Source organism: Pseudomonas sp. Irchel 3E20 (genome assembly GCF_900187645.1).
Classification (GTDB): Bacteria; Pseudomonadota; Gammaproteobacteria; order Pseudomonadales; family Pseudomonadaceae; genus Aquipseudomonas.
This window is the reverse complement of the sequence record NZ_FYEE01000009.1, coordinates 197,394-213,868: the sequence shown is the minus strand read 5'-3', so window position 1 is coordinate 213,868 and position 16,475 is coordinate 197,394. Positions and strand designations below refer to the sequence as shown.

Below are 16,475 nucleotides of genomic sequence, written 5' to 3'. Positions count from 1 at the left end.
CGCGGGCGCGCCCGCTGGCTACAGGGGGGTGTTGCTGCGCAGCCATTCTTCGCGGGTGATTTCCCAGGTGTCGCAAGGCAACCGCCCGCAGACGAAATCGCCGTCACGGGTGGCGATCAGGCGCATGCCGGCGCGTTCGGACATACGCCGCGAGGCCTGGTTTGGCGCGGCCTTGGGTACGCGCATCAGCGGCCGTTCGAGGACCTGGAACCAGTACGCGGTCACCACTGCGCTGGCCTCACTCATCAGGCCCTGGCCCTGCCACTGCGGGCCCAGCCAGAAACCGCGGTGGTTGTCCTGCTCGTCCATCAGGCTGATATTGCCGATCAGTTGCTCGGGGGCGCTTTTGAGGCGCAGCGACCAGTGCCACTCCTGGCCCCGGGCGATGGCGGGCAGGGCAATGTCGCGCAGGTAGGTCAGCGCGCCGTCCGCTGGGTAAGGCCAGGGCACCAGGGCATTGAGGTAGCGCACTACGTCCCAGTGCGCGAATTGTTCCTGGATGGCATCGGCGTCGGCCAGCTCCAGGGGCCGCAGGATCAAGCGTTCGGTATGGAAAGTGGGGGTGACGTCCATGGCAGCGGGGCTCCTTGTATTGAGGCTAGGGCGCGGTTGCGGGCAGGCTGAGGTTGCCGCGGTCGACGAAACGCATCGTACCGAACACCCCCCCGGCGAGCTTGCCCCGCAGCACGTAGGGCAGGTTGTCCAGGCTTTGCCCCTGGCGCAGGCCCAGGGTCTGGCGCAGCACGGAGAACGCCGAAATGCTCACTGGCACCGTCAGTAGCCCTTCGGAAAAGCGCGGGATCGAGCCCGTTTGGTTGCTCACGCCGCTGGCCAGCGGGCGGCCGTTGACTTCCAGGTCCAGGGCCGCACCGTTGTAATCGATGGCGCGCTCGTTGGGGTTTTGCAGGCGCAGCTTCACCGCGAAACGCAGTTCCAGCTCCTGGCTGGGCAACGGCTCGATGCCGACCACGTTGATGCGCAGCGGGTCGCGGTCGGGCAACAGGGCACAGGCGCTCACACTCAGCAGTAACAGGCAGCAGGCAAGGCGCAGGATGGGGGGCATGGACGTTGCCTCGCAGGCGATGGGCAGGGCCGGCCACAGTGGCCGGCCGTTCAAGCATAGGACGCGATCAGCCCTCAGAGGTTCGCGCCGGCACGTCCGGGTTTTGCATGATCTTGAGGGTGGAGGCCTCGGGGTCGAATTCGTCTTCTTCCAGTTCGATGAATTCTTCGGGCAGGAAGATGTTCAGCAAAATCGCGCAGAACGCGCCCACGGTGATCGGCGACTCGAGGATGTTGTGCAGGGCCTTGGGCAGCTCGCGCAGCACTTCGGGCACGGCGGCCACGCCCAGGCCCATGCCCAGGGAAATGGCCACGATCAGCATGTTGCGCCGATGCAGGCCGGCCTCGGCGAGGATCTTGATCCCGGCCACGGCCACGGTGCCGAACATAATCAGTTCGGCCCCACCCAGCACCGGTTTGGGCATCAGTTGCAGCACGGCGCCGATCATCGGGAACAGCCCCAGCAGCACCAGCAGCCCGGCAATGAAGAACGCCACGTAGCGGCTGGCCACGCCTGTCAACTGGATCACCCCGTTGTTCTGGGCGAAGGTCACCATGGGCATGCTGTTGAAGGTGGCGGCCATCACCGAGTTGAGGCCATCGGCCAGCAGGCCCGACTTGATGCGGCGGATGTACACCGGGCCCTTGACCGGTTGTTGGGAAATCATCGAGTTGGCGGTCAGGTCACCGGCCGCTTCCAGGGGCGAAACCAGGAAAATCACCGCCACCGGCACGAACGCCACCCAATCGAAGGAGAAACCGTACTTGAACGGTACCGGCACGCTCATCAGCGGCACCTCCGGCATGCTGGAAAAATCTACCTGGCCCATCAGCCACGCCACCACGTAGCCCAGGGTCAGGCCGATGACGATGGCGCCCAGGCGCAGAAATGGCACGTCGATGCGGTTGAGGATCACGATGGTACCCAGCACCAGGGCCGCCAGGGCCAGGTGGCTAGCGGCGCCCAGGTCGGTGGCGCCAAAGCCGCCGGCGATGTCGGTCATGGCCACTTTTATGAGTGATAAGCCCATCAGGGTGATGATGGTGCCGGTGACCACCGGGGTGATGAGCTTGCGCAGCTTGCCGATGAACTGGCTCAGGGCCACTTCGATAAACGCGGCGAAGAAGCACACGCCGAAAATCGTCGAGAGGATTTCATCGGTGCCGCCACCGCGGGCCTTGACCATGAACCCGGCGCTGAGAATCACGCTGATAAAGGAAAAACTGGTGCCTTGCAGGCACAGCAGCCCCGACCCCACCGGGCCAAAGCGCCGCGCCTGGACAAAGGTGCCCAGGCCGGAGACGAACAGCGCCATGCTTATCAGGTAGGGCACTTCGCTTTGCAGGCCCAGGGCGCTACCCATGATGAGGGTGGGCGTGATGATGCCGACAAAGCTCGCCAGCACGTGCTGGAGGGCGGCAAAAATGGTCGACATGAAATCGGGGCGATCGTTGAGACCGTAGATCAGGTCGCTGCGATGAAGGGGCTTGTCAGACACAATGCGAGGCCGGGTCAGAAAATGGAGGCGCAGAATGCCAGCAGGTGCCCGCGGGGGCAACGCGAAATGCCGCTGAATCGTCTCTGCAACCGGTGGGATCGCCAGTAAAGTGATGGCGCCGTGGCATACTGCCAGGCTTGCCCTGAGGACACGCCGCCGAACATGCCCTTCGATTCCCCATTGAGCGCCTATCAATACGCCATCGACCAGCAAGGTTTCGTCCCCGACGCCGCCCAGCACCGTGCCGTGCAGGCCTTGCAACAATGCCATGAGGCGCTGCACCAAGGTCGCGGGCCCGTAACCGGCGTTTATCTCTGGGGGCCGGTGGGGCGCGGCAAGACCTGGCTGATGGACCAGTTCTACCAGAGCCTGCGGGTGCCAGCGCGGCGCCAGCATTTTCACCATTTCATGGGCTGGGTGCACCAGCGTTCGTTCCAGTTGAGCGGCATCGCCGACCCATTGCAGGCCCTGGCCCGGGAACTGAGCGCCGAGGTGCGGGTGCTGTGCTTCGACGAGTTGTTCGTCAACGACATCGGCGACGCGATCATCCTGGGGCGCCTGTTCCAGGTCATGTTCGACGAGGGCGTGGTGCTGGTGTGCACCTCCAACCAGCCGCCTGACCAGCTCTACGGCGACGGTTTCAATCGCGAGCGCTTCCTGCCGGCGATTGCCGCGATCAAGGCGCACATGCAGGTAGTGGCGGTGGACGGCAGCGAGGACCATCGCCTGCATCCGGGCGCCGGGGTGCAACGCTATTGGGTTTGCGCCGCGCCAGAGGCGAGCCGGATGGACGCGGTGTTCACTGAGCTGGCCCAGGGCCAAGCGGTGTCCAGCACACCCCTGACGGTGGGTTACCGGCCCTTGGCGGTGGTCAAGGCCAGCCCCGCGGTGCTGTGGTGCCGTTTCGCCCAATTGTGCGAAGAACCCTTTGCCGCCATGGACTTCATGGCCCTGTGCGACCGTTTCAGTGCCATTTTGCTCAGCGACGTGCCGTGCCTGAGCGCGCAACAGCGCCCCGGCCGCATCGCCCGTGGCACCGAGGATGGCGCGGTGCGGGTCGAGGCCGGGGACCGGGAACTGCCGCAACTGTCGATCCATGACGACAGCGTGCGGCGCTTCATTGCCTTGGTGGACGAATGCTACGACCGCAAGGTGCCGCTCTATATCGAGGCCCGCGTGCCAATGGCCGAACTCTACACCGAGGGCTACCTGGCCTTCGCGTTTCGCCGCACCCTAAGCCGTTTGCAGGAAATGCAGATGCAACGTTTTGCCGCTCACCCATGACCGCCACCACAGGACCAACACTGCAAATGGACGCCGATATCCTGGTTCTCCAGGCCAGCTACACCAACCCCACCCACGCCGACGCCATCCGCCTGGTGCTCAACCACTACGCCCTGGACCCCATGGGCGGCGGCGAGCCGTTGTCCGCCGATGTGCTGCACAACCTGCCGGACGAGCTGGCCAAACGCCCCCATGCGTTCAGCGTGCTGGCCTTTGTCGGCGGCGAGCCGGCGGGGTTGGTCAATTGCTTCGAGGGGTTTTCCACCTTCGCCTGCCGGCCGTTGGTCAACGTGCATGACGTATCGGTGGTGGACAAGTTCCGCGGCTTGGGGCTGAGCCAGAAGATGCTGCAAAAGGTCGAGGACATCGCCCGCCAGCGCGGCTGCTGCAAAATCACCCTGGAAGTGCTAGAGGGCAATGCCGTGGCCCAAGCCTCCTACGGCAAGTTCGGCTTCGCCGCCGGCATGTTCGACCCGGCCCATGGCCGGATGCTGTTTTGGACCAAGGCGTTGTAGCGGCAATAAGGAGGGGGCGACCTCACCTGGGTGGGAGCGGGTTTACCCGCGATAGCGCTGGGTCAGGCGACATCAGCTTTTCTGACACTGCGCCATCGGCGAGTCGCCGCCGGGCCAGATCCGCTCCCGCAGGTCTTGCGGCAATCACGCCTTGGGCGTCTGTTCCTGGGCACCGCGGGTGCTCATGGGGGTGTCTTTTTTCGCCTTGTCGGCGGCCAGGCGTTGCTCGGCGTTGCCGTGCAGTTGCTGTTGGCTGACTTTGAAGGTGTCCCAGAACTCACGGGAGCGCTCGGCGCCGCCTTCGGCGAAAGCGGCGCTGGTGCTGGCGGTCATGAGGGCGGCGAGAAGCAAAGTGGAGATTTTCATGGGGTATTTCCTGTCATGGAAGGGAAGGGAGCCTCGTACTCGATGTGAGGCATGGGGGCAGCATCTGGCCCTTCAATTAAATGCCGGTTAACCGGCCCTGACAGGTAATGCGAGGGCCGGAACCGGCCCCCGAGTGGGTTACTTCTGCACGACCGCAGTGGGCACTGGGGCGACCTTGGGCTTTATCAGGCTGAAGTCGATCATGGCCCGCTGCTTGCGCTCGAACGGGTTGCCGATCAGCAGCGGGCGGGGTTTGAAGCTGTCGCTGACCAGGCTTTTGCTGTCATCCAGCTCATCAGCGCTCAGACCTGCCAGGTCGGCCCAGGTGTGGATCAGGTTGGAGCTGCTGTAGGGCCGGCCGGTTTCGCCGGTGAAGTCCCATTCGTGGTTGGCGCGCCACTTGGGCGAGGCCCAAGCCATGAACGGAATGGTGTACATCGGCGCCGTCGGCTTGCCTTCGTTACGGCCCAGGGTACTGTGGCCGGCGGAGTCGAACACGTCTTCACCGTGGTCGGAGAGGTACATCAAAAAGCCATTGGGGTCGTTCTTGGCGTAGTCCTTGATGAGGCTCGACACCACGAAATCGTTGTACAGCACCGCGTTGTCGTAGCTGTTGTAGGTCGGCAACTGGTCGTCGCGCACGCCCTCGGGCACACCCTGGCGGTCGGTGAACTTGTCGAAGCTAGGCGGGTAGCGGTACTGGTAGCTCATGTGCGTGCCCAGCAGGTGCACCACGATGAACTTGCGCTCGGCGCCGTCGGCCAGGGCCTTGGAGAAGGGTGCCAGCACGTCGCCGTCGTACTGGCGGGCGTTCTGGTTGCGGTTGTTGTTGAGGTACACGCGCTCGTCGGCTTGTTCGGAGAACGTGGTGAGCATGGTATTGCGCTTGGTCATGGTCTGCTGGTTGGTGATCCAGAAGGTCTTGTAGCCGGCCTGCTTCATCACGCTGACCAGGGACGGGGTCTTGAGGTAGTCGTCGGGGTGGTCTTCGTCGGCGAAGGTCAGCACCTGCTGCAACGCCTCGATGGTGTAGGGGCGCGGGGTAATGACGTTGTCGAACACCGCCAGTTCATCGCGCAGCTTGTCCAGTTCCGGTGTGGTCTGGCGCGGGTAGCCGTACAGGCTCATGCGCTGGCGGTTGGTGGATTCGCCGATCACCAGCACCAGGGTGGCCGGTTGGTTGGCCTGGGCGTCCTTGAGGTTTTTCAGGGGGGCGATCTTGCTCACGTTCTCGAGCATGCCCTGCATGTTTTCCAGCTGATGGGTGTAGCGCCGGTACGCCACGATCATCTGCCACGGCACGGCGGGTTCGATGCGAGTCTCGAACTTCTCGATGGCGGTGGTCAGGTCGTCGGTCTTGATGATCTGGCGCACCAGTGGGTAGCCGACCACCGCGACGAGGATGGCCATGGCAGCCACCATTGCCTGCTTCCTGGGCAGGTACACCGGGCGCAGGCGTGTCCACAGGAAGAGCGCCACGGCGGTGTGGGCGATGAAGCCGAGCACGATCCACCAGGCGAAATATTGCGTCAGGTACTCGCCCGCTTCAGAGATGTTCGACTCGAACATGATGAAGATGACGCTTTGCGAGAATTCCTGCTGATAGACGAAGAAGTAGCCCAGGCTGGCCATCGAGCAAGCCCACAGGACCACGCCTATCAGCCCCGCCAGCAAGCGCGTGCGCGCCGGGAACAGCAGCATCGGCGCGAGCCAGATGGCGCTCATAAAAAAAGCTTGGCGGAAACCGGAAAAACCGGACGTGCCGGTGAAGAGAATCAGTGCCTGGGTAATGCCGGAAAAATACCAGAAGAACAGGAATAACCAGCCCAATCCTGCCCAATCGAAGCTTTTCGCAGACTTTTCGCTGCGTTCAAAAGTTGCCATCAAGCGCTCCAGGCGATTAATCAGATCGGCTGCTGAAGTCGCTCAAGGCGCCAGCCACCGGGCGCCGCTCGCCAGACGAGCGGCCAGAAGAGGCCGGAGTATCACCAAGGGCTTGTGAAAACTTTGTGAGTTGAAGCCCTGCTAGGCGGTTGCTGGGCTGGCCACGTTGCGGGCCTGTTGCAGGCGCTCTTGCAGTTCGGCGACCTGTTGGCGCAACTGCTCGCGTTCGGCCTTGAGTTGGCGCAGCTCATCGCGGCGAACGCTGACGTACAGGGTTTGTGCAGGTGCTGGCCTAACGAGCGCGCCCATGGCGGACCTCAATGTGCAAAAGATGTGTACTGGCGCCCCGGGCAGGTGCAAGGGCGCAATCGGCGCTGATTTTGGTTTTTTTCTGGAATAAATGGAACTTTTTTATTTTTCACTGTCCCTGTGTCTTCGTCGATATTTCTGACGTGATACCGCGTAGTTATCTGCTTGAAGGGGTGGTGCATCTGTGGATGTGCCGGATTAACCCTCGTCAGCGTCCTTGCGCTATAACCTTTGACACACCTTTTTAGTGGTAAGGAGCATCAGCACATGCAACTGGGGATTGTTGGACTGGGCCGCATGGGCGGCAACATTGCACGACGCCTGATGCTCAATGGCCACACGACTGTGGTCTACGATCGCAACACCGATTTTGTCGACGCCTTGACTGCCGAGGGCGCCACCGGCGTGGCGGACCTCGCGGCCCTGGTGGCCGGCCTGCAACAGCCGCGTGCGGTGTGGGTCATGCTGCCGGCCGGCGCGCCCACCGAAGACACCATCGAGGCCCTGAGCCAACTGCTCGATGCGGGCGATGTGATTATCGATGGCGGCAACACCTTCTATAAGGACGACATCCGCCGCGCCAAGGCCCTGGCGGCCAAAGGCCTGGAATACATCGACGTCGGCACCTCCGGCGGCGTCTGGGGCCTGGAGCGCGGCTACTGCATGATGATCGGCGGCGATGCCGGCGTGGTGCAGCGCCTCGACCCGCTGTTCGCCACCCTGGCCCCAGGCCTGGGCGACATCCCGCGCACCCGCGACCGCGTCGCCACGGATGACCGTGCCGAGCGCGGCTACATCCACGCCGGCCCGGCCGGGTCGGGGCACTTTGTCAAGATGATCCACAACGGCATCGAGTACGGCATGATGCAGGCCTTCGCCGAGGGCTTTGACATTCTCAAGACCAAATCCAGCGTAAACCTGCCAGAAGACCAGCGTTTTGACCTGAATGTCGCCGATATCGCCGAAGTCTGGCGCCGCGGCAGCGTGGTGTCGTCCTGGCTCCTGGACCTGACCGCCGACGCCCTGGCCAGCGACCCGAAACTCGACGGTTACTCTGGCGCGGTGGCCGACAGCGGTGAAGGGCGCTGGACCATCGAGGCGGCCATGGAGCAATCGGTGCCGGTGCCGGTGCTGTCCAACTCGCTGTTTGCCCGCTTCCGTTCCCGCCAGCAAAGCACCTACGGTGACAAACTGCTCTCGGCCATGCGTTTTGGCTTTGGCGGCCACGTCGAGACCCCGAAAAAATGACCGCCCCGGGAAAGGGCCGCACCCCCGAGCCGGCGCCGCCGACCACGTTGTTCCTGTTCGGCGCCCATGGCGACCTGGTCAAGCGCCTGCTGATGCCGGCGCTGTACAACCTGAGCCGTGACGGCCTGCTGGGTGAGGGGCTGCGCATTGTCGGCGTGGACCACAACCCCATCAGCGACGCCGACTTTGCCCTGAAGCTGGAAAACTTCATTCGCAACGAGGCCGCAAGCAAGGTCGGCAATGGCCAGGACTCCCTCGACCCGCAGTTGTGGGCGGCGCTGGCCAAGGGCATCAGCTACGTGCGGGGGGATTTCCTCGACGAGCAGACCTATCGGGATTTGGCGGCGAAAATCGCCGCCAACGGCACCGCTAACGCCGTGTTCTACCTGGCCACCGCGCCACGGTTTTTCACTGAGGTGGTCACCCGCCTCGGTGCGGCCGGGTTGCTGGAGGAAAGCGCCGAGGGGTTTCGCCGGGTGGTGATCGAGAAGCCGTTCGGCTCCGATCTGCAGACCGCCGAAGCACTGAATGCCTGCCTGCTCAAGGTGATGACGGAGAAGCAGATCTACCGTATCGACCATTACCTGGGTAAGGAAACCGTGCAGAACATCCTGGTCAGCCGGTTTTCCAACAGCCTGTTCGAGGCGTTCTGGAACAACCACTACATCGACCACGTGCAAATCACCGCGGCGGAAACCGTGGGCGTCGAGACCCGGGGCAGTTTCTACGAGCACACCGGCGCGTTGCGGGACATGGTGCCCAATCACCTGTTCCAGCTCCTGGCAATGGTGGCCATGGAGCCGCCCGCTGCCTTCGGCGCGGACGCGGTGCGTGGCGAGAAGGCCAAGGTGGTGGGGGCGATCCGCCCCTGGTCGGTTGAGCAGGCGCGGGCCAACTCGGTACGCGGCCAGTACGCTGCGGGTAAGCGTGACGGGCAGCCCTTGGCCGGCTATCGCGAGGAGCCCAACGTCGCTCCCGACAGCACGACCGAAACCTTTGTCGCCCTCAAGGTGATGATCGACAACTGGCGCTGGGTGGGCGTGCCGTTTTACCTGCGCACCGGCAAGCGCATGAGCGTGCGCGACACGGAGATTGTGATCTGTTTCAAACCTGCGCCCTACGCGCAGTTTCGCGACACCGAGGTCGATGAGTTGCAGCCGACCTACTTGCGCATCCAGATCCAGCCCAACGAGGGCATGTGGTTCGACCTGCTGGCCAAGCGCCCGGGGCCGGAGCTGGAAATGGCCAATATCGAGTTGGGGTTCGCCTACAAGGATTTCTTCACGATGCAGCCCTCAACGGGTTACGAAACCCTGATCTACGACTGCCTGACCGGCGACCAGACGCTGTTCCAGCGTGCAGACAACATCGAGAACGGCTGGCGTGCCGTGCAGCCGTTTCTCGATGCCTGGAAGCAAGACGCCAGCGTGCAGGCTTATGCCGCCGGCACCGACGGCCCGGCGGCGGGGGATGAACTACTGGCCCGCGACGGGCGCGTCTGGCATCGCCTGGGGTGAACCAACCGCTGCGGGTTCCCCCGCAGCGTCCTTACAGCCAGAAACTCACCGCGTACCAGCCCAACACCCCCATCACCGCGGTGTAGGGCAGGGCCATCCACACCATGCGCCCGTAGGACAGGCGCACCAGCGGGGCGATGGCCGAGGTCAGCAGGAACAGGAACGCGGCCTGGCCGTTGGGCGTGGCCACGCTGGGCAGGTTGGTGCCGGTGTTGATGGCAACCGCGAGCGTCTCGAAGTGTTCGCGGCTCATGTGGCCCAGGGCGAAGGCTTCTTTCACTTCAGTGATGTAGATGGTGGCGACGAACACGTTGTCGCTGATGGCCGAGAGCAGGCCATTGGCGATAAACAGCATGCCCGGTTGCTGCGCCGGCGGCAGGGCCAGCACCCATTGGATCAGCGGGGTGAACAGTTGCTGGTCGTGGATCACCGCCACCACCGCGAAAAACACCACCAGCAGCGCGGTGAACGGCATCGCGTCCTTGAAGGCGTTGCCGATGCGGTGTTCATCGGTGATGCCGGTAAAGGAAGTGATAAGCACGATCACCATCAGGCCGATCAGGCCGACTTCGGCGATATGCAGCGCCAACCCCACGATCAGGATCAATGCAGCGGCGCCCTGTACCAGCAGGGCGGCGCGTTGGCGCTGGGTACGCTGGGCGTTGTCCTGGGCGGCATAGCTGGCCAGTACCGCGCGCACGTTGTCCGGCAACAGGGTGCCGTAGCCGAACCAGCGCAGTTTCTCCAATAGCACGCAAGTCACCAGGCCCGCCGCCAGCACCGGCAGAGATACCGGGGCGACTTTTAGAAAGAACTCGGCAAAATGCCAGCCCATCTCATGGCCGATCAACAGGTTCTGCGGCTCGCCCACCAGGGTGCATACGCCGCCCAGGGCGGTACCGACCGCGCCGTGCATCAATAGGCTGCGCAGGAACGCGCGAAACTGTTCCAGGTCTTCGTGGTGCAGGCTCGCCACGCCATGGTCCTCGCTGAAGGGGCTGTCCTGGCGTGGGTCGCTGCCCGAAGCCACGCGGTGATAGACCGAGTAGAAGCCCACCGCGGCGCTGATAATCACCGCGGTGACAGTCAAGGCATCGAGAAACGCCGAGAGAAACGCCGACAGAAAGCAGAACAGCAAGGCCAGCAGCGCCTTGGAGCGCACCCCCAGCAGCAGGCGGGAAAACAGGAACAGCAGCAAGTCCTTCATGAAGTAGATGCCGGCCACCATGAACATCAGCAGCAGGATCACCGGGAAGTTGTGCAGCAATTCCTCATACAGCGCCTGGGGCGTGGTCATGCCCAGCAGCAGGGCCTGGACCATCAGCAGCCCGCCGGGGATCAGCGGGTAGCATTTGAGCGCCATGGCCAGGGTGAAAATGAACTCGGCCACCAGCAGCCAGCCGGCGGCTACCGGGCCGACCGTCCAGAGCAGCAGTGGGTTGAGGATCAGGAACGCGACGATGCTGGCTTTGTACCAGCGTGGCGAATGCCCGAGGAAGTTGTGCGCGAACGCCTGGGCCATTGAACCGGACATCGGCCGCTCCTTGAGTGGGAAAGGTGCGCAACTTGCCGTAACAAAATTGGAATATCAAGTGCGCTGATGATGTGCTTTGGCGCGCAGGTGGGCGGGCAGTGGCACAAAAAGTCACTTATTTGGCTTTTATGGAAGGTAAACCTGCAGCTTCTGACAGTAGCCGGCCCCGGGGCCTCTCTGTTGAATGGGGGCCACTTGCCCACCACGACCGGTTGGCTTCAGGGGGTGCAGTTCAAATGACTCAAAGGGTGCATTGGCACACGGCACAGGCGAGGCCTTCAGGTGCTGGCCGGTTGGATGCCGGGTTCGGCAAGGCAGGGCTAGCGCAGGTGTACTTCCCTGGCAGCACCTCGAGCCTGGCCACCGGCGTAGCGGTTTGCCCGGACGGCAAGTTGTTGGTGGCGGCCAAGGTCGGCACCCACCAGGGTTATCGCTTCGGCCTGGCTAGGCTCAAGGCCGACGGTTCGGCGGACCTGGGTTTTGGCGAGCAGGGCGCGGTCATCGGCCAGTTCGAGGGCTGCGGCGATGCCATGGCCGCCGGTGTGGTACTGCTGGCGGATGGGCGCATTCTGATCCATGGCTTACAGGACATCAGCGCGCAGCACAGCCTGCCGGCGCTGGCGATGTTCGATGCCCTGGGCCATCTCGATCGCCGCTTCGGCGATGGCGGCAAGCGGGTGGTGCATTTGCCGGGGCAACTGTCGGTGAGTACGCGTGACCACTGGGTGCCTATGGGGACGCCCGGCACAGAGGTCAGCGGGGCGTGCGTCCAAGAGGACGGTGCGATCTTGCTGCTGGCCAATCATCACTATGCGTTGGCCAACCATGTCGGCGTGCTGATCCGCGTGGGCGCCGATGGTGAGTTGGACACGGCGTTCAACGGGCGCGGCTTTGTGATCGTCAGGCGCTCGCTGGCCAACACTTGGCTGGGGGGTGTCCACCTGCAGGCCGATGGCCGCGTGCTGGTGGCCGGGGCCAGCGACTTGCCGCCTCAAGGCCTGCTGGCCCGCTACAACCCCGATGGCAGCCCGGACGTGCAGTTTGGCGATGGCGGTATGGCGATCTTCCACCTGGCGAGCCAAAGCAATCGGTTCCGCCAAGTGCTGGCCCTGGCGGATGGACGCTTGCGTTCCGTGGGCCATACCAACGATCCACTGCTAGCCATGGCGCGGGGCGTGCAGGGGGATGGTGGCCCGGACCTGGGGTTCAATGATGGCCAGGCTTCGCTGATCGCCATCGGCCACCAGGGGTGCCAGTGGACGGCAGCCACGCTGCAAGGTGAACAACTGATCGCTGTAGGGTCGACTCAGGGCGGTTTTGAGGCAGACATTATCGTGGCGCGTTGGGCACCCGGCGGCACACTTGACCCAGGTTTCGGCCAAGGCCGGGGCTGGGTCAGGACGCGCCTGGGCCCAGGGCTGGACACTGCAACGGCTGTCGCCCTGCAAGAGGACGGGCGGATCGTGGTGGCCGGCCATTCGCTACAGGGCAACTTCAGGGCCGTGGTCGTGCGGTATATGGGTTGAGCCTGCGACCATTGGCAGCAGTGCGAGCCCTTTTCCGGGGCGCTGTGGTTTTATCTGCACTCATAGCGTATTGATACTCTTTATATAATCTGTGCAACTAGGTCTGTCGGCTGGTTTTTGCTAAGGTGTCCGGCAACTAATAAGACCATATCGCGAGGTGTCTGCTTGATTAGGGTGCTAGTGGTCGATGACCATGATCTCGTTCGTACAGGCATTACACGAATGCTGGCTGACATCGATGGGCTGCAAGTTGTCGGCCAGGCTGAGTCGGGAGAAGAGTCCCTGCTCAAGGCGCGGGAACTCAAGCCTGATGTGGTGCTGATGGACGTCAAGATGCCGGGCATCGGTGGCCTTGAAGCCACGCGCAAAATGTTGCGCAGCCATCCGGATATCAAGGTGCTGGCGGTAACGGTGTGTGAAGAAGACCCGTTTCCTACGCGATTGCTCCAGGCCGGCGCGGCGGGCTATCTGACCAAGGGTGCAGCCCTGGCGGAAATGGTTCAGGCGATTCGCCTGGTGTTTGCCGGGCAACGCTACATCAGCCCCCAGATCGCCCAGCAATTGGCGATCAAATCGTTCCAGCCCACCAGTGATTCTCCGTTCGACTCGTTGTCCGAGCGCGAGATCCAGATCGCCTTGATGATTGTGGGCTGCCAGAAAGTGCAGATTATTTCCGACAAGTTGTGCCTGTCTCCCAAGACAGTGAACACCTACCGCTACCGCATATTCGAGAAACTCTCGATCAGCAGCGATGTTGAACTGACATTGCTGGCCGTTCGCCACGGGATGATCGATGCCAGCCTCTGACAATGACTGACGTATTTGATCCCGGTGCTTTTCTTTCTACCTGCAGCGGCCATCCCGGCGTGTACCGCATGTTCGACAGCGATGCGCGCCTGTTGTACGTCGGCAAGGCGAAGAACCTGAAGAAGCGCCTGGCCAGTTATTTTCGCAAGACCGGCCTGGCCCCCAAGACCGCCGCCCTGGTGGCGCGCATCGCGCAAGTCGAGACCACCATCACCGCCAACGAAACCGAGGCGTTGCTGCTAGAGCAGACGCTTATCAAGGAGTGGCGGCCGCCCTATAACATCCTGCTGCGCGACGATAAGTCCTATCCCTACGTCTTCCTGTCGGACGGGGAGTTCCCGCGCTTGAGCATCCACCGTGGCGCCAAGAAGCAGAAGGGCAAGTATTTTGGGCCGTACCCCAGCGCCGGGGCGATTCGCGAAAGCCTGAGCCTCCTGCAAAAGACCTTCTTCGTGCGCCAGTGTGAAGACAGCTACTTCAAGAACCGTACCCGTCCGTGCCTGCAATACCAGATCAAGCGCTGCAAAGCGCCTTGCGTTGGCCTGGTGGAACCCCAGGTCTACGCCGAAGACGTGCGCCACTCGGTCATGTTCCTTGAAGGACGCAGCAATGCCCTGACCGATGAACTATCCGCAGGTATGGAGCAGGCTGCCAGCACCCTGGATTTCGAGCGCGCGGCGGAGTATCGGGATCAGATATCCCTGTTACGTCGTGTGCAAGACCAGCAGAGCATGGAAGGCGGTACTGGCGACGTCGATGTGGTCGCAGCGTTCGTCAACCCGGGCGGAGCCTGTGTGCACCTCATCAGTGTGCGTGGCGGCCGGGTGCTGGGCAGCAAGAACTTCTTTCCGCAGGTGGGGATCGATGAAGCGGTGTCCGAAGTCATGGCAGCGTTCCTTGGCCAGTACTTCATCAGCAGCCCCGAGCGGGACTTGCCGAGCGAGTTGATCGTCAACGTCGTGCATGAAGACTTCCCGACCCTGATCGCTGCCATTTCCAAATTGCGTGGGCGCGAGCTGACCATCAGCCACCGGGTGCGCGGTACCCGTGCGCGCTGGCAGCAACTGGCGGTGACCAACGCCGAGCAGGCGCTGGGTGCCCGGTTGGCGAACCGCCAGCACGTTGCTGCGCGCTTCGAAGCCCTAGCCGAAGTCCTCAATCTCGACGAGCCGCCACAACGCCTGGAGTGCTACGACATCAGTCACTCCAGCGGTGAGGCGACCGTGGCTTCGTGCGTGGTATTCGGGCCGGAAGGGCCACTGAAGTCCGATTACCGGCGTTACAACATCGAAGGCGTGACCCCTGGCGATGATTATGCCGCGATGCACCAGGCCCTGACCCGGCGCTTCAGCAAGCTCAAGGACGGGGAGGGCAAGCTGCCGGACATTCTTTTGGTGGATGGTGGCAAAGGGCAATTGTCCATGGCTCGGGACGTGCTGAACGAGCTGGCCGTGCCCGACCTAATCCTGCTCGGCGTGGCAAAGGGCGCCACACGCAAGGCCGGTTTCGAGACGCTTTATCTCAATGACGCGGCCCATGAATTCACCTTGCGCGGAGATTCTCCGGCGCTGCATTTAATCCAGCAGATCCGTGACGAGGCCCACCGCTTTGCAATTACTGGGCACCGCGCACGCCGCGGCAAAACCCGGCGAACCTCAACCCTGGAAGGGGTTGTGGGCGTAGGTCCAAAGCGCCGCCGTGAATTGCTGAAACATTTTGGTGGATTGCAGGAGCTGTCTCGTGCAAGCATCGAAGAGATCGCCAAAGCACCGGGGATCAGTAAAAAGCTTGCTGAGCTGATTTATGCAAGCCTGCACAGCGAGTAGAATCCCTCCCTTACCTTGTAGCCAGTTGTGTCGATGAATATCCCTAATCTGATCACCGTCTTACGCGTTCTGCTCATTCCGATCTTCATTCTGCTGTTCTATTTGCCCTACCACTGGAGCTACATGGCGGCCAGTTCGGTCTTCGCCTTTGCCGCTGCAACGGATTGGCTGGACGGCTATCTGGCGCGGCGTCTGGAACAAAGCACACCGTTCGGTGCGTTCCTCGACCCGGTGGCTGACAAACTAATGGTCGCCGTGGCCCTGGTGCTGCTGGTCCAAGAGCACGCCAACCTCTGGCTGACCTTGCCGGCGGCGGTAATTATCGGTCGCGAAATCGTTGTTTCCGCCTTGCGCGAATGGATGGCCGAACTCGGTGCCCGGGCCCAAGTCGCGGTTTCCAACATGGGCAAATGGAAAACTGCGGCACAAATGCTGGCGCTGGTGATCCTGCTGGCCAACCCATCGTCCTTCACGTTCTGGGTCCTGCTTGGCTATGCTTTGCTACTCATCGCAGCAGGCCTGACGCTGTGGTCCATGCTGCAATACCTGCGAGCGGCCTGGCCACACCTCAAAACCGACGTTGAAAAAAAATAAAGCTTTTTTGAATCAAAGGGTTGACGAAGGAATCGATTCCTATAGAATGGCGCTCACTTACCAAGACGCGGGAATAGCTCAGTTGGTAGAGCACGACCTTGCCAAGGTCGGGGTCGCGAGTTCGAGTCTCGTTTCCCGCTCCAAATAAAGATCTTCAGAAATCCATCGGGTTCTGGATGTCAGAAAAATAGACGCTTCGGCGTCTTTTTTCGTTTCTGCGGAAAGCTGCTGAGTTCGAGGGCAATCCGGTACGTTCAAGTATTTTTAAGTACCGCCTAGCGAACAGGCTCGAATTCTTATTGCTGCTGAATCTCCTCAGCTCGCCAGATGAGCGTCAGGTGTTGACTCTCTCGCAGGCGCTCACCATGCCTCTTTCAAAACTCACTTGCGGGTAAAACCTGCAGCGTCAGCGGCGTTGATGGCCTGTCACTGATGGTTACCACGGTCGCCAATAAACGATCATTGTTTCGGTGCTACTGGGGAAAGAGGCCGGCAGCGCATGTC

15 protein-coding genes and 1 tRNA gene are annotated in these 16,475 nt (G+C 62.4%); 9 read left to right on the top strand and 7 right to left on the bottom strand.

Annotated elements, in window-relative coordinates; genetic code table 11:
- Window positions 1-18 precede the first annotated feature (18 nt).
- From CKW13_RS17560 to CKW13_RS17550, 3 genes are all read right to left on the bottom strand, one after another.
- Window positions 19-573: a GNAT family N-acetyltransferase gene (locus CKW13_RS17560; RefSeq protein ID WP_095109856.1), complete on the bottom strand. Its 555-nt coding sequence runs from the start codon at window positions 571-573 to the stop codon at window positions 19-21.
- 25 nt (window positions 574-598) lie between these two features.
- Entirely contained in the window at window positions 599-1,063 is a 465-nt protein-coding gene (locus tag CKW13_RS17555) for an LEA type 2 family protein (protein WP_095109855.1), read from the bottom strand.
- Between the two features lie 67 nt (window positions 1,064-1,130).
- The gene (locus tag CKW13_RS17550) at window positions 1,131-2,561 is read right to left on the bottom strand and encodes a nucleobase:cation symporter-2 family protein (RefSeq protein WP_256576615.1); all 1,431 of its coding nucleotides are present in this window, start codon (window positions 2,559-2,561) and stop codon (window positions 1,131-1,133) included.
- Window positions 2,562-2,723: 162 nt separating this feature from the next.
- Here CKW13_RS17550 and zapE point away from each other — a divergent pair, with 162 nt between their 5' ends.
- Both zapE and CKW13_RS17540 read left to right on the top strand, forming a co-directional pair.
- Window positions 2,724-3,845, top strand: a complete 1,122-nt coding sequence (gene zapE, locus CKW13_RS17545) for a cell division protein ZapE (RefSeq protein WP_095109854.1) — start codon at window positions 2,724-2,726, stop codon at window positions 3,843-3,845.
- 26 nt (window positions 3,846-3,871) lie between these two features.
- A complete protein-coding gene (locus tag CKW13_RS17540) occupies window positions 3,872-4,360 on the top strand; it encodes a GNAT family N-acetyltransferase (RefSeq protein ID WP_095109853.1) in 489 nt (162 codons plus the stop codon).
- Window positions 4,361-4,504: 144 nt separating this feature from the next.
- Here CKW13_RS17540 and CKW13_RS17535 read toward each other — a convergent pair whose 3' ends face one another.
- The 3 genes from CKW13_RS17535 to CKW13_RS24475 all read right to left on the bottom strand — a co-directional run bounded on the left by CKW13_RS17535 (window position 4,505) and on the right by CKW13_RS24475 (window position 6,919).
- Complete coding sequence (locus tag CKW13_RS17535; RefSeq protein WP_095109852.1) at window positions 4,505-4,726, bottom strand: hypothetical protein; 222 nt, start codon at window positions 4,724-4,726, stop codon at window positions 4,505-4,507.
- Window positions 4,727-4,864: 138 nt separating this feature from the next.
- Window positions 4,865-6,610 carry a phosphoethanolamine transferase CptA gene (locus CKW13_RS17530; protein ID WP_095109851.1) on the bottom strand — a complete coding sequence of 582 codons (1,746 nt, stop codon included), beginning with the start codon at window positions 6,608-6,610 and terminating at the stop codon, window positions 4,865-4,867.
- 141 nt (window positions 6,611-6,751) lie between these two features.
- Window positions 6,752-6,919, bottom strand: a complete 168-nt coding sequence (locus tag CKW13_RS24475) for a DUF6026 family protein (protein ID WP_176465131.1) — start codon at window positions 6,917-6,919, stop codon at window positions 6,752-6,754.
- A 231-nt stretch (window positions 6,920-7,150) separates the two neighbouring features.
- Between CKW13_RS24475 and gnd the strand changes: the two genes are divergently transcribed.
- Window positions 7,151-8,167, top strand: coding sequence for a phosphogluconate dehydrogenase (NAD(+)-dependent, decarboxylating) (gene gnd, locus CKW13_RS17525; protein ID WP_256576614.1), 1,017 nt, complete (start codon window positions 7,151-7,153; stop codon window positions 8,165-8,167).
- The gene (gene zwf / locus CKW13_RS17520; RefSeq protein ID WP_095109849.1) at window positions 8,164-9,684 is read left to right on the top strand and encodes a glucose-6-phosphate dehydrogenase; all 1,521 of its coding nucleotides are present in this window, start codon (window positions 8,164-8,166) and stop codon (window positions 9,682-9,684) included. Before gnd ends, zwf begins: the two co-directional genes overlap by 4 nt.
- 31 nt (window positions 9,685-9,715) lie before the next feature.
- Here the strand turns inward: zwf and nhaB are convergent, their stop codons facing one another.
- Entirely contained in the window at window positions 9,716-11,218 is a 1,503-nt protein-coding gene (gene nhaB / locus CKW13_RS17515) for a sodium/proton antiporter NhaB (protein ID WP_095109848.1), read from the bottom strand.
- Window positions 11,219-11,454: 236 nt separating this feature from the next.
- Between nhaB and CKW13_RS17510 the strand changes: the two genes are divergently transcribed.
- The 5 genes from CKW13_RS17510 (at window position 11,455) to CKW13_RS17490 (ending at window position 16,114) form a co-directional block, all read left to right on the top strand.
- On the top strand, window positions 11,455-12,744 hold the full coding sequence (locus CKW13_RS17510; RefSeq protein WP_095109847.1) for a hypothetical protein: 1,290 nt from the start codon (window positions 11,455-11,457) through the stop codon (window positions 12,742-12,744).
- A gap of 165 nt (window positions 12,745-12,909) precedes the next feature.
- Complete coding sequence (gene uvrY / locus CKW13_RS17505) at window positions 12,910-13,551, top strand: UvrY/SirA/GacA family response regulator transcription factor (protein ID WP_095109846.1); 642 nt, start codon at window positions 12,910-12,912, stop codon at window positions 13,549-13,551.
- A gap of 2 nt (window positions 13,552-13,553) precedes the next feature.
- On the top strand, window positions 13,554-15,377 hold the full coding sequence (uvrC, locus tag CKW13_RS17500; RefSeq protein WP_095109845.1) for an excinuclease ABC subunit UvrC: 1,824 nt from the start codon (window positions 13,554-13,556) through the stop codon (window positions 15,375-15,377).
- Window positions 15,378-15,410: 33 nt separating this feature from the next.
- Window positions 15,411-15,971, top strand: a complete 561-nt coding sequence (gene pgsA, locus CKW13_RS17495; RefSeq protein WP_095109844.1) for a CDP-diacylglycerol--glycerol-3-phosphate 3-phosphatidyltransferase — start codon at window positions 15,411-15,413, stop codon at window positions 15,969-15,971.
- Window positions 15,972-16,038: 67 nt separating this feature from the next.
- Window positions 16,039-16,114 (top strand) — tRNA-Gly (locus CKW13_RS17490).
- Window positions 16,115-16,475: the final 361 nt, after the last annotated feature.

Excerpts from the sequence above, each read along its gene's own strand:
- uvrC (WP_095109845.1), top strand. The coding sequence starts at position 13,554 with ATGACTGACGTATTTGATCCCGGTGCTTTTCTTTCTACCTGCAGCGGC.
- zwf (WP_095109849.1), top strand. The coding sequence starts at position 8,164 with ATGACCGCCCCGGGAAAGGGCCGCACCCCCGAGCCGGCGCCGCCGACC.
- CKW13_RS24475 (WP_176465131.1), bottom strand. The coding sequence starts at position 6,919 with ATGGGCGCGCTCGTTAGGCCAGCACCTGCACAAACCCTGTACGTCAGC.
- nhaB (WP_095109848.1), bottom strand. The coding sequence starts at position 11,218 with ATGTCCGGTTCAATGGCCCAGGCGTTCGCGCACAACTTCCTCGGGCAT.
- CKW13_RS17530 (WP_095109851.1), bottom strand. The coding sequence starts at position 6,610 with ATGGCAACTTTTGAACGCAGCGAAAAGTCTGCGAAAAGCTTCGATTGG.
- CKW13_RS17535 (WP_095109852.1), bottom strand. The coding sequence starts at position 4,726 with ATGAAAATCTCCACTTTGCTTCTCGCCGCCCTCATGACCGCCAGCACC.
- pgsA (WP_095109844.1), top strand. The coding sequence starts at position 15,411 with ATGAATATCCCTAATCTGATCACCGTCTTACGCGTTCTGCTCATTCCG.
- CKW13_RS17510 (WP_095109847.1), top strand. The coding sequence starts at position 11,455 with ATGACTCAAAGGGTGCATTGGCACACGGCACAGGCGAGGCCTTCAGGT.
- zapE (WP_095109854.1), top strand. The coding sequence starts at position 2,724 with ATGCCCTTCGATTCCCCATTGAGCGCCTATCAATACGCCATCGACCAG.
- CKW13_RS17555 (WP_095109855.1), bottom strand. The coding sequence starts at position 1,063 with ATGCCCCCCATCCTGCGCCTTGCCTGCTGCCTGTTACTGCTGAGTGTG.
- CKW13_RS17540 (WP_095109853.1), top strand. The coding sequence starts at position 3,872 with ATGGACGCCGATATCCTGGTTCTCCAGGCCAGCTACACCAACCCCACC.
- CKW13_RS17560 (WP_095109856.1), bottom strand. The coding sequence starts at position 573 with ATGGACGTCACCCCCACTTTCCATACCGAACGCTTGATCCTGCGGCCC.